Source organism: Pseudoalteromonas distincta, from assembly GCF_005877035.1.
Lineage (GTDB): Bacteria > Pseudomonadota > Gammaproteobacteria > Enterobacterales > Alteromonadaceae > Pseudoalteromonas > Pseudoalteromonas distincta.
This window is the reverse complement of the sequence record NZ_CP040558.1, coordinates 908,919-922,034: the sequence shown is the minus strand read 5'-3', so window position 1 is coordinate 922,034 and position 13,116 is coordinate 908,919. Positions and strand designations below refer to the sequence as shown.

The following is a 13,116-nucleotide window of genomic DNA, read 5'->3' as shown; positions in this document are numbered from 1 at the left end:
AATAGCAATCTACGCTCATTTATTTTAACTTTATAACCATTGCCGTATTACCTTTTATTATAACTAATCTATTTAAATTCCTTTTTAGAATATCAAAAATTAGCTATTGTCCGCCCATTCCAACTTTATGTATTTACTAAAATGAAAAAACAGTTAATTTCAGGCTTAGCTTTAACGTGTGCGTTAGGTTCGTTCAGTGCATTTGCTACTAATGGTTATTTTACTCACGGCTATGGCATGACCCACAAAGGCATGGCTGGCGCAGGTGTAGCGCTGTCAGAAGAGTTAATGTCTGGCGCTAATAATCCAGCAACCTTTTTACCTAATGGAACAGAGCTATCACTGGGCTTAGAGCTTTTTTCACCTGAACGAAAATATACTGCATCAAAAGTAGATACTTTTTACCCTGGCGCATTTTATCTAGAAGCAAAAACACAAAAAAGCGACAACACCGTATTTGCAATTCCAGAGTTTGCTATTGGCCATCAATTAAATGAAAAAGTAAATATTGGTTTATTAGTGTATGGCAACGGCGGTATGAATACCGAGTACGGCGCAGAATCCTCTCCTGAGGGGACTTTTTACGCTGGTACGACGGGCGTTGATTTAAAACAACTCTTTATTAGCCCAACAGTAAGCTATGAGTTGAATGAACAAACACGCCTTGGTGTATCCCCTATTTACGTGGTGCAACAGTTTGAAGCGCAAGGGCTTGGAAACTTTGCTCCTTTTTCGCAATCACCCCAAGCGCTTACAAATAATGGCACCGATACAAGCACAGGCTTAGGCATTCAACTAGGTATTAGCCAAGATATAAATTCGTCATTAAGCTGGGGGGCAAGTTACCGCTCATCAGTGTCTATGCAAGAGTTTGATAGCTATAAAGGTTTGTTTGCAGAGCAAGGCGGATTTGATCTGCCAAGTTCGTTTCAACTTGGTGCAGCTTATAAGCTTACCCCAAGTAATCAGGTTGTATTTGATTGGCAAAAAATAAATTACAGCGAAGTAAAAAGTATTGCAAATCCAATCAATAACTTGATGTCAGCGCCTTTAGGGGCTGATGCAGGAGCTGGGTTTGGCTGGAACGATATGACTATTTATAAGCTTGGCTATCAGTGGCAGCGTACATCGCAACAAAAAATTCGTTTTGGGGTGTCTTACACCGAGCAACCTATTCCTTCATCAAACGTTTTGCTTAATATTTTAGCCCCGGGCGTTCAAGAGTGGCATTTTACTACTGGCTTTAGCCATTCTTTTACCAACAAGGTACAATTAAACGCTATGGCTTTTTATTCGCCAGCAAAAAAAGTAACGGGTGCTAACTACTTAGCGCCTAATCAACAATTATCAATCGAAATGAAACAAACCGGCTTAGGCGTTTCTATTGTTTGGGAAATTTAAAAATGATAACAGAATTCACCCCAGTATCGGCTGCAATAGGCGGGGCATTAATAGGTATAGCGTGTACGTTATTACTGGTTTTATACGGAAAAATTGCGGGTATATCAGGCATTGTTAAATCTGTATTCGCTAAAGCAAATTCAGACTCTCGCTGGCAGTTATACTTTATTTTAGGGTTGTTGTTGGCAGGAGTCGCTGTAAGGGTATTTGCGCCATCTTTATTAGAAGGCGAATTGCAATTACCGCCTTGGCTTATTGTTGTTGCAGGACTTTTAGTTGGCGCTGGTACAACTTTAGCTAATGGGTGCACAAGTGGCCATGGTGTGTGCGGCATGTCGCGATTTTCTACTCGCTCTTGGGTTGCAACATGCACATTTATGCTTGTCGCCTTCATTACAGCAAACCTTGTAGGATAAATAATGAAAGCAATTATGATGGTTGTTATAGGCTTTATATTTGGCTTAGGACTTATTATTAGCGGGATGACAAACCCCGCTAAAGTGATTAACTTTCTTACCTATGGAAACCAATGGGACGCAAGCTTAATTATAGTGATGGCTGTTGCCATGCTAATAATGATGCTTACATGGTTATGGGTTGCAAAAAAAGAGAAGCCACTTATTTCAGGAACGTTTAATTTAAGTAATTTAAAAAATATTGATGCGCGCTTAATTATCGGCTCGGTACTTTTTGGTTTAGGCTGGGGTTTAAGTGGTATATGCCCAGGCCCGGGCTTGGTTCAATTAGTATCTCTTAAAATGGAGTTTTTATTGTTTTTTGCAGCCGTGCTAGGCGGTATGTGGTTAGCCAAAAAAGTATAATATTTGCTGCCGACTAAACTCGGCAGCTACTTTTACCCAAACAAAGGTACATAACTTGCTGCAATATATATAAAACTATATTGAACAGGTTTAAGTTATGCTAAATAAAGCGCTGGAATTTTCTAACAGCACACCTTGGTTAGGCGCAGCGTCCTCCCTTTTACTTATAGCTATACTACTGTTTTTAATTCGTTTTTTTGTAATGCACTGGCTAAAAAAATGGACTTCAAAAACCACGTTTATATTCGATACATTACTAATAGAGTCAATATCTAAGCCGCTTACACTGTGCACAATTATTGTGCTACTCACCATTTTAGAGCACGACACCTTCATTATTAGTACTTCTATTTCTCAGCAGATCCCTTTTAATAGCATTAATATTGTATTAGCGCTGCTTGCACTTATTATGTTTTTAGACCGCTTTATTATTGGCACTATTAATTACTATGGTAAACAATCTGCCGTGGTTTTTAATTCAAAAAGCATAATTAAAGGCGTGATACGCGTTACATTATCGTCAGTGGGATTGCTGGTATTAATGGGCACGTTAGGTATTTCTATTACGCCTATTATTGCCTCGTTAGGTATTACATCACTGGCTGTTGCCCTTGCTTTGCAACCTACCCTCGAAAACTTTTTTTCTGGCATGCAGCTAGTAATAGATAAACCCATAAGAGTGGGTGATTTTATTGAGCTTGAATCTAAGGAGCAAGGCTTTGTTGATCATATAGGCTGGCGATCTACATGGGTTAAAATGCTACCTAACAATATGATTATTATACCTAATAGCCAATTATCTAAGTCACGTATTATTAATTACTTTTACCCTGAAAAAGAGCTAAGCGTGCCTGTTGATATAAGTGTGCATTACGATTCAGATTTAGAATTTGTTGAACAAGTAACACTTGAGGTGGCTCGTGAAATACTTATTTCACACGAATGGGGCGTTGATGATTACAATACCTTTGTGGTTTTTCATACCTTTGATAGATCAAGCATTAACTTTACGGTGATGCTTAGAGCTAAAGAATACTTTAATCGCTTTTGGGTAAAATCTGCTTTTATAAAAGCCCTGCATAAACGCTATAAAAAAGAAGGTATTGTAATCCCCTTCCCTATTACGGCTATTAACACTACTCAAGAAGCCGCTAAATTTAATAGTGATAAAAAGGTGCAAGGCGACACTTAAAAAAAGCGCGAGTAACTCTCGCGCTAAATAAGTATTAAAACTTGTAGGTTATTTGCCCAATAATTTCACGAGGGCTGCCAGGAAAGTGGCCGTTTCGCTCACTAAATCCACTAACCGCGTATTCTTTATCAAACAGGTTATTAATATTTACACTCAGTAATACGTCGTCAAAGCGACTCGTCCAGCTCATATCAAATACGGTAAATGGTTTTACTTTTTGACCACTTGTACTAAGTTGCTCACTTACGTAATTTGCACCAAAGGCAATTGATGAATCAATCGAATCCAGTGCGTAGCGAGTCCATAAACCTGCCTGGTGGCGTGGTGCATTAGCAAAGCGCGAACCATCTCCAAATGTATTTGAAAGCGTATCACCCGTTACGCCGTCTACCACTTGCGTATCGTTGTAAGCGTAGTTAGCCGTTACGGTCCAGTGCGCTGATAAATCGCCGACTAAAGTTGTTTCAAACCCTCGGCTTTCTACTTCACCTATATTTAAAAGTGCAGCAATGCCATCTCCCGCGCCAGTATCGTCTGGGTTGCTCATTACCACGTTTTCTTTATTAATTTGGTAAATTGCAAAGGTGCTCATTATTTTGCCGTCGAGCCATTGGTTTTTCATACCCAGCTCGGTTTGCTTGCCGGTTTCTGGTTCTAAATTACCTTCGCCTTCTACATCTTCTTGGTCGGCTGACGATGTAGGGTTAAAGCTCTCTGAGTAGTTAATATATACCGATGTGTTTTCTACTGGCTGATAAGTAACAGCAACGCGCGGCGTTATGTCGTTATCTGAGTAACTAAAACCAGTTTCTTGATTAAACTCTTTAAAATGGTCATAGCGCAAACCTGCAATAATTGTCCACTGCTCGCCTATGCTAATTACGTCTTGTGCATACACACCAAATCGGTCGGTATCAACGCCATCGCGGTTCATGTCGGTGAGGTTATAAGTGCTTGGGTCGGTTTCACCGTAGTTTAAATTAAAAATATTTAAATTAGCGACGCCATCGGCCTCATATCGGGCACGTAAGTAGTCATATTCGGTATCAACGGTGTGGTAATCACCACCAAATAAAAACTGATGGGTTAATTGTCCTTGTCCAAAGTTATAAACAAAGTCGGTGGTTACACTTGCCTCTTTATTGGCACGAAATTGCTTACGGTATTCACGCTTAATCGTTTCATCGTCAATATTGGCAACGCCATCACCGTTTACATCTACCCAGCTTTGCGACTCATGGTAGGCTTGGTCTCGCTCGTTATCCATGTAACGAAACGTAGTACTTAACGAAAAATCATCATTAAAGTAATGGCTAAGTTCTGCTTGAAGCACCAAAGCTTCCATATTTTGATAATCAAACGACTCATTCGCGTTATAACTTGGGTCAACTAAAAAGTTACCGTTGTCATCTACCGGTACGCCACGTAAGCGGTTTCCGCCTAGGTCTTGTTTAATGTAGTCAACACTTGTGGTTAGGGTTGTTGAATCACTTAAATCAAATAACAATCCACCTGTCAGCTCGGTGTTTTTTGAGTCTGCATTGTTACGAAAGCTGTCTTGCTCTTCATAATAACCACCCAATCTATAAGCCATTGTATCGCTTAAACCACCCGTCATATCGAGTGATGCACCACGGGTGTTGTAGTTACCCAAAGTAAGCTTTAATTCGCGTTTTTGTGTGTAGCTTGGCTTTTTGGTTACGTAATTAATCATCCCACCAGGTTCGCCACCGCCATACAAAGCAGAGGCAGGCCCTTTTAAAACCTCAACACGTTCAACATTAAATAACTGCGGTACACCAAAGCCCGAATATGGGTCGCCACGTACGCCATCGTAAAATACATTGGCATCGTCTCTAAAACCACGAAAAGTAACGCCTGAGTAACTGTATTCACTCACTCCCGCAATTGAGCGGTATAAATCGGTAATGTCGCGCGCGGCTTGGTCAATAATAAGTTGCTCGGTTAATACCTGAGCCGATTGCGGAAGCTTAATAAGATCTAAATTAGTTTTGGTACCAATTTTAGTTTCTGTTTCTAGGTAAAATTGCTGGGCACGGCCAGTTACTTCTATTTTTTCAATATCGTTATTTTGCTCTGCAAATGCCATATTAGAAAAAGCAGAAAAAGACGCAGCAATACTTAATGCCAAATAATTAGGGTTAAACATGATAATTCCTGGGAGAAGTGTAGATAGCCAACAAGCTAAATGATAACTCTTATCATTTTCATAATCAACACAGGAGCACCTTTAATACATCTAAATATTAGAACTAATATTACTTAAAACAGAGCGCTAGCGCTTTTATTGCAGTTAAAATAAAACCCCTACTGCACTAAATGCGGTAGGGGTTATTAAGTAGTTCTTAAATTAGTATTTAGCGTGTAATTTATCCCGCAATATTACTAATTTGAATTACTGGAGACACGTTAGTAAAGTTAACTAAATCAGCGGCTATTACCTCTTGATGAGGTGCAAAGGCTTGCTGAAAAGATTCTACCGATTCAAACACTAAATGCCCCATAGCAATATAAGTTGGCGCTTCGCCAGGTGCGCCACCTGCTAAACCTGCATCGGCACTACTTGATATAAGCGCTTTACCAACTAACTCTGCAACTAGGGGTAAATGTGTTTTACAGTAGTAGTCCATATCGAAAGTAGCACTTTCATTATTTGGGTATAGTACGCTTACTTTAATCATTACATTCTCTCTTTTATTTACTAAAAAATTTAAAGCGTCTTTTGAAACAGTATGAATCATACATAAGTAAAAAAACGCATAAGTGAGCAGTCGCTCAATTATGCGGTATTCATACTCATAGCGCCAGTAATTTGATTGCAGTGCTTATTTTAATTAAGGTGATACTTCGCTAATTTACTTGAGTGCGGGTCGTTTTTTAAAAGGTTTGGGCAGTAAAGGTTCTACAAAGTTAACGCGCGTATTTACTCAATATGCTAAATCAGAATCAGACCCAAAACCTTCAGGCAAAATATAAACCAAGCCCTTAACTGGTTTTACTGTAAGGTCGCTCTTGTAATCCTCTATAAAACGCCATTTAGTACCTGTATTTTTAATAAGCACATCACACACCTAATAATGGTAGTAGCACTTAAACCTAAGTGAATAAAATAACAGTAATGAAGGTGATTAAGAAAGGTATGTAAAGAGTAGGTATAAAATTATTTTGGACTTACAGTTTATACCAAACCGCACTAATCAAAGCTGATTGAGCTGACACTAGTGCGGTTTAAAAGTAAGTATAAAACTTACTAATTCAATTTTAATAAACCAAAATGCTTATGCAGACAGTTGCACTGGAGCATCTGCTACAGATACTTTTTTCATGCTGCCTTGTTGTTCAAGGCGAATATGCCAACTAAATGCTTCTTCAAGTAAATGAGGAGTATGCCCGCCACGCTCACAAGCGCGATTGTAATAGTCTAACATTGCTTCGCGATACTCTGGGTGTGCACAATGCTTAATAACTTGTACAGCACGCTCACGCGGTGCTAAGCCACGTAAATCAGCTAAGCCTTGCTCAGTTACTAAAATATCAACATCGTGCTCGTTATGATCAACGTGACTCGCCATAGGCACAACGCTTGAAATAGCCCCATTTTTAGCAATCGATTTAGTCACAAATATTGCTAAATGAGCATTACGAGCAAAATCACCCGAGCCGCCAATACCATTCATCATTCGTGTACCACACACATGCGTTGAATTTACATTGCCGTACATATCAAACTCAAGCGCAGTATTAATGGCAATAATACCTAAACGGCGCACTATTTCAGGATGGTTCGAAATTTCTTGAGGGCGTAGCACTAGCTTGTCTTTGTATTGCTCTAAGTTATTAAATACTTGCGCGTTACAACGCTCAGACAACACAATTGAGCTGCCCGATGCAAAGCTCATCTTACCTGCATCAATTAGGTCAAACGTCGAATCTTGTAGTACTTCAGAGTACATTGTTAGGTCTTTAAAGTCAGAGTCGAGTAGTCCCATCATTACAGCATTTGCAATGTTACCAATACCTGCTTGTAGCGGTCCTAAATTAGCTGGCAATTTATTTTGAGCCACTTCTTCTTTAAAAAAGTTAACTAAATGGCGCGCAATAGATGCGGTATCTTCATCAGGGTCGGTAACGGTAGAAAACGAATCGCTTTGGTTAGTAAAAACAATTCCAACAATTTTTGCAGGATCGATAGGAATTGCAGTACTACCAATTCTATCATCTACTTTGATTAACGGCATTGGTTGGCGAGTAGGACGATACGAAGGAATATATATGTCGTGCAAACCTTCAAGATTCGGATTATGCAGCATATTAATTTCAACGATGACTTGTTTGGCAAAAATAGCAAAACTGGCTGAGTTACCAACCGATGTAGTAGGCACAATATGCCCTTCTTCGGTAATAGCGACGGCTTCAATAACAGCCACATCAGGCATGGTTAATTGATGATTGCGTAGATGCTCAACCGTTTCAGATAAATGCTGATCAATAAACATTACTTCGCCGTTATTAATCGCTTTACGCAAGGTGCTATCTACTTGAAAAGGCATACGACGCGCTAAAATGCCCGCCTCTGTTAATAGCTTGTCGAGATCATTACCTAATGACGCACCCGTCATTAAATTTATTTTGATTGGATTTTTTTTGACTTGCTCAATTAATGCTCTGGGTACTGCTTTAGCTTCTCCGGCACGAGTGAAACCACTCATCCCTACAGTCATTCCATCTTTAATAAATTGGCTTGCTTGCTCTGCCGGCATTACCTTGTCGTGCAGGTTACTATTGCGAATACGTTCCAAGTGCATACTGAGCTCCTCTCTAAATTTGTCATTATTCTAATCCTAACTTCGTACTACACAATCTAGACTTAAGTCGTATTTACGAATCGAGGATGAGCAACATGTTTAAAAGGGAGGTTAATTTACTTTTAATTAATATTATCATGTAGTTATTAGTAATATATTTTACAAAAACAACACAATAATCTATAAATAAATCGTATTATTAAATAAGAGGAATTATTTTTGAGGAGATAAATTTATTAGTTTAAACACCCAAATGAGGAATTTGGGTGGCAGTCTTACCAGCCACATCTCGGCACACACGTCACAAACTGTGGCTGCTCCCTTCCGGGCCTGACCAGGTTCGCCTGCTAGTGTTGCGAGAGGACCAATAAGACTACCATTGAGGGCCTTGGTTGGCGCGGGAGGGATTATCTCTACTTTTGCTCTGTTATTCAAGGGATAATCTAAAAAGAAAGTGCGATTGCATACTTCATATACAATCGCGACGTATTTAGCTGTTTTAGTGCGTATTAATTGCTCTCTAACTGCGCTTTTATATTACGAAGTGCTGCTTTTACTTTTTTCATGTTTTCTGGACCCATACGTAAAAGCTGTTTTTGCGCAGCAGGTAATTGCTCCCACTCCGAAAACGCATACTGATACGTCACTGAATCGCGAAGTAACGGCAAGTCACCTTCAGGCTCTGGCGTATCAAGTAATAAATCGATTGCATCGGTTAGCGTTTGATTAAACTCATCATCTCCATAACCAATTTCACTGTATGCATTATTTATAAGTGGCTTGTACTCTTCGTACATGCGAACGGCTTGCGCTGCACTCATACTGGTAAATATTTTCACATACGGGGTATAACGCTCGTAGCTGTTAGGGTTAATTGTGAGGATATCCCCTTCATTAACGCTAAATTTCTCTTCTGGCTGTACAACAGGCGTGTGCTTTTTAGCTACCTTACCTTTAGCTAGGTTATCTACAAATACAACACCACGGCGAATTACATCGTCGGTCACCATTAGGCTCATTACTGAGTCGCTTAGGTACTCATCCATTTTAGCAACCACAACTGCATCACTTTCGTTAAGTGTTGGTAGTGGCTCTACTTCAGGCTCCGGCTCACTCGGGCTTTGTGCTGGTACTTCAAGCTCGGCTGGTTTTTCTGGCATTACAGATGGCGCGTCTACCACTGGGTCATTCTCGGGTTTAAGCTCCATCATAGGTTGCTCTTTAACTGCGGGCTCTACCTCAGTGCGTGTTTCTTGCTCGTCACTTGGTGTGAGCAATACGAAGGCGGCCGCACATGCTACGACTATTAAAATAATAACGGCGAAAAGAATATTGTTATTAGGTGGACGTTTTTGAACATCTGATGCTTCTGGTTTATCTGACATACGAACTCCATAAAAATTAAAATGCGATATCACTTAGAGTACGCTAAGTGGATTAAATTCATTCTTACACAAATACTATGACATTTTATAATACGGCAATTATAGCAAAGTAAGTTACCTACTAAATTGGGTGATTAAATAATGTAATAAGCATTAGGGCAGTTATCCTTTGATTCTTCTAGCTTAAAGACTTACAGTTAATAAATAAAGTAAAGACGTAGAACAGTTTAACCACCAATATGAAAATCAAGCAAGTTGATCCACAAAAACCTAAAACTGCCTTATTACTTACAGGTGGTGGCGCACGAGCTGCTTATCAAGTGGGTGTGCTAAAAGCGCTAGCTCATAGTATGCCTCGTACTGCTCCATTGCCATTTAGAGTAATAAATGGCACCTCCGCTGGCGCTATTAACTCAGCTGCGTTGGCATGTTACGCTTCTTGTGCGCATTTGGCTGTACGAAAGCTCGAATCAGTTTGGAAAAACTTTTCAACCTCTATGGTCTATAAAAGTGACTTTTTAAGCGTGTTTGGTCATATTGCTCGCAATATCTTAACGAGCTTTCAGTCAGAGCATATTAACCACCCACCAGCGAGCTTACTAAATAACCGCCCTCTGCGTAGTTTATTAAACGAGATTTTAGATTTACACCGCATTGAGCGCAATTTACACCGTAATTATTTAGATGCGCTGTCTATTACAGCCTCAAGTTATACAACGGGTGACTCGGTTGCATTTTTTCAATCTAATACGCAAACATCTTGGCAACGTGCTAAACGCGAAGGCCGCGCAACTCGTATTAATGTTGAGCACTTAATGGCATCAAGTGCCATTCCTATGGTGTTTCCAAGTGTAAATATTTATAACCATTACTTTGGGGATGGCTCTATACATCAACTTTCTCCGTTGAGTCCGTCGATTCATTTAGGCGCTGAAAAAATATTTATTATTGGGGTCGATCAACCTAAAGAATTACACCCGCCGGGTTATTCGCCACATTATCCTGGACTCTCAGCTGTTGCAGGGCATTTGCTAGACAGTGTATTTACCGACACTATGCAATCGGATTTAGAGCGTTTGGCTCGTGTTAACCGAACATTAGGGCTATTACCCGCTCGTGACAAACATCAAGAACTTAAACAAATAGATACCTTTGTAATTAACCCATCGCAAAACTTTAATGCTATTGCAGCGCAGTATTACGACGATATGCCTTGGGCTATTAAAGTATTGCTACGTACCATAGGTGTTAAAAAACATTCGCAATCGAGCTTAACCAGTTATCTATTGTTTGAAAAACGCTACACCCAGCATTTAATGCAAATTGGTTATGAAGACGGTATGAAAAAATTACCGGAGATACGCAAGTTTTTAGAACTAGATTAAGCCCAAACAGAAACGTTATTCTATTCCGTCGAGCAGGTAGTGCTCTACCCGCTCAACACGCCTTGGTTTACCTTGTAACACTAAAACGTCATTAGCCAATAAGATTGTTTGTGCTGATGGCGTGTCTATTTCGGCCCCTTCTCTGCGCAGTGCTTTTACCAGTACTCGACGCTTTTCTAAATTTAGATTTTCGATTGTTTTATTAACTGCATAGGCTCTATCAGGCAGAGCAACCACATGTAAGTACTCTAACCGGTCACTTGATGTATCTTCGTTATCTTTAAAATAGCCTGTGTAAAAGCTTTGCATTAACGGATAACGATTACGACGCTCTTTACTTACTCTTCTCACAATACGCGTCATCGGTACGCCCGACATAGACAACACATGCGACACGAGCATTAAGCTTGCCTCTAACGACTCAGGTACTACTTCGGTGACACCTAGCTCTTTTAAATAATCTAGCTGGCTATCGTCACGGGTACGAATGAGTATTTTAACATTGGGTGCTATTTGCTTTATGGCATCAATAACAACCTGTGCATGATCAAACTCTGTAAAAGTAATAATAACCAAGCGAGCTCGCTCTACTCCTGCGCACTTTAAAATATCTTTTTGTTTAACATAGCCAAATATGACAGGCTCACCCGCCGCTTTGCCTTCTTGTACTAAAATTGGGTTACTTTCAATCGCAACATAGTCAATTGCTTCGGGCTTTAAAAAACGCGCTATAGTTTGCCCAACTCGTGAAAAACCACAAATAACAACATGGTCGCTATAAAGCGTACTACTTTGTGGCTCACTCTCGAGCGCCAAACTTGGGCGATCGAGTATGCCTAAACGCTTTAAAATAAATGGCGTTTTATCAATCAAAAATGGGGTAAATGCCATTGAAAGCACACCAAGGGCAATTAAAAATGAAGCTTGCTCTGAATTTAATAATTGATGCTGGCCAGCAAGTGCAATAAGTACAAAGCCAAACTCCCCCATTTGCCACAGCATAATGCCACAGGCGAGTGAATCTTGGTTTCGCTCATGCATTAGCCGCGCGCTAAAGGCTACCACTGCAATTTTTAATACCAGTAAACCCAGCAAGGCACCAATAATTATTACGATATGCCCCAGTACAAATAAAATATCTAGCTGCATACCTACAGTAACAAAAAATAGCCCCATTAAAATATCGCGAAATGGGCGTATATCGGCCTCTAACTGATGCCTGTAATGGCTCTCACCTAACATCATTCCCGCTAAAAAAGCGCCCAATGCCATAGACAAGCCAAACATATACGTTAAAAAACCTGCAAACAACGCAACTAATATGGTGGTAAGTACAAATAACTCATCGGTTCGTACTTGCGCTATTTCTTTAAACACAATGGGCAATACCCATTTACCAATTGCCCAAAGAAGCACACATACAAATGCGCCTTTACTTAGGGCAAATGCTAAAGCCCAGCCAATACTTTGAGAGTCACTTGATGCAAATAAAGGAAGTATTATTAATAGAGGAACGACAGCAATATCTTGAAAAAGCAGTACACCAACGGCCAATTGCCCACGGCGCTGATTAAGCTCACCCGTTTCCTTTAATAGCTTAACAACCACAGCGGTTGAAGAAAGTGCCATAATTGTGCCGATGGTAAAACTGGTGAGTAATGAAAAGTTTAAGCAATATAGAATAATAATGAAGAGTAAACTGGTTATACCTACTTGTAATGAGCCCAAACCAAATACTAGGTTTCGCATTGCCATTAATCGAGAAATAGAAAATTCTAGCCCTAAACTAAATAACAAAAACACAATACCCAATTCAGCTACAAACTCTATTTCGTGAGATTGTGCAAGCCAGCCAATACCATGACTACCGGCTAAAACCCCCGTTGCTAGGTACGCTAAAATAGGCGGCAAGCCAATGCGCTTAAAAAACCACACAAAAAGAACTGCCGCGACTAATAAGCCAAAAATTTGAGCATTAATACTTTGCAAATGCAGCCTCGCGTTTAAATTAAACTAGTAGCTTGTAAGTAAATATAACAACCATATGTTTTTCATGCAATTTTAAAATATGGCACAAAAATAGCTTAGTTATTGCAAAGTAACACC

Annotated in this window: 10 protein-coding genes and 1 other RNA gene; 5 read left to right on the top strand and 6 right to left on the bottom strand. The window is 39.8% G+C overall.

Going from position 1 to position 13,116, the window contains the following annotated elements; all coding sequences use genetic code 11:
* Positions 1-141: 141 nt before the first annotated feature.
* From FFU37_RS04065 to FFU37_RS04050, 4 genes are all read left to right on the top strand, one after another.
* On the top strand, positions 142-1,401 hold the full coding sequence (locus FFU37_RS04065) for an OmpP1/FadL family transporter (protein ID WP_138488771.1): 1,260 nt from the start codon (positions 142-144) through the stop codon (positions 1,399-1,401).
* Between the two features lie 2 nt (positions 1,402-1,403).
* On the top strand, positions 1,404-1,817 hold the full coding sequence (locus FFU37_RS04060; RefSeq protein WP_021032090.1) for a YeeE/YedE family protein: 414 nt from the start codon (positions 1,404-1,406) through the stop codon (positions 1,815-1,817).
* A gap of 3 nt (positions 1,818-1,820) precedes the next feature.
* Positions 1,821-2,222: a DUF6691 family protein gene (locus FFU37_RS04055; protein WP_007584057.1), complete on the top strand. Its 402-nt coding sequence runs from the start codon at positions 1,821-1,823 to the stop codon at positions 2,220-2,222.
* 97 nt (positions 2,223-2,319) lie between these two features.
* Positions 2,320-3,414 carry a mechanosensitive ion channel family protein gene (locus FFU37_RS04050; protein WP_138488770.1) on the top strand — a complete coding sequence of 365 codons (1,095 nt, stop codon included), beginning with the start codon at positions 2,320-2,322 and terminating at the stop codon, positions 3,412-3,414.
* Between the two features lie 34 nt (positions 3,415-3,448).
* Here the strand turns inward: FFU37_RS04050 and FFU37_RS04045 are convergent, their stop codons facing one another.
* The 5 genes from FFU37_RS04045 to FFU37_RS04020 all read right to left on the bottom strand — a co-directional run bounded on the left by FFU37_RS04045 (position 3,449) and on the right by FFU37_RS04020 (position 9,625).
* Positions 3,449-5,584 carry a TonB-dependent siderophore receptor gene (locus FFU37_RS04045; RefSeq protein ID WP_138488769.1) on the bottom strand — a complete coding sequence of 712 codons (2,136 nt, stop codon included), beginning with the start codon at positions 5,582-5,584 and terminating at the stop codon, positions 3,449-3,451.
* Positions 5,585-5,804: 220 nt separating this feature from the next.
* Positions 5,805-6,116, bottom strand: a complete 312-nt coding sequence (locus FFU37_RS04040; protein WP_002958288.1) for an EthD family reductase — start codon at positions 6,114-6,116, stop codon at positions 5,805-5,807.
* Positions 6,117-6,713: 597 nt separating this feature from the next.
* Positions 6,714-8,240: a succinyl-CoA:acetate CoA-transferase ScpC gene (gene scpC / locus FFU37_RS04030; RefSeq protein WP_138488768.1), complete on the bottom strand. Its 1,527-nt coding sequence runs from the start codon at positions 8,238-8,240 to the stop codon at positions 6,714-6,716.
* Positions 8,241-8,513: 273 nt separating this feature from the next.
* Positions 8,514-8,610, bottom strand: an RNA gene (gene ffs, locus FFU37_RS04025) — signal recognition particle sRNA small type.
* A 139-nt stretch (positions 8,611-8,749) separates the two neighbouring features.
* Entirely contained in the window at positions 8,750-9,625 is an 876-nt protein-coding gene (locus FFU37_RS04020) for a DUF3014 domain-containing protein (protein WP_138488767.1), read from the bottom strand.
* Between the two features lie 239 nt (positions 9,626-9,864).
* On the opposite strand from FFU37_RS04020, the gene FFU37_RS04015 reads away from it, so the two are divergent.
* Positions 9,865-11,010, top strand: a complete 1,146-nt coding sequence (locus FFU37_RS04015) for a patatin-like phospholipase family protein (protein ID WP_002958292.1) — start codon at positions 9,865-9,867, stop codon at positions 11,008-11,010.
* Positions 11,011-11,025: 15 nt separating this feature from the next.
* Here FFU37_RS04015 and FFU37_RS04010 read toward each other — a convergent pair whose 3' ends face one another.
* Positions 11,026-12,999 (bottom strand): monovalent cation:proton antiporter family protein, encoded by a 1,974-nt coding sequence (locus FFU37_RS04010; protein ID WP_138488766.1) that lies wholly within the window; start codon positions 12,997-12,999, stop codon positions 11,026-11,028.
* Between the last annotated feature and the right edge of the window lie 117 nt (positions 13,000-13,116).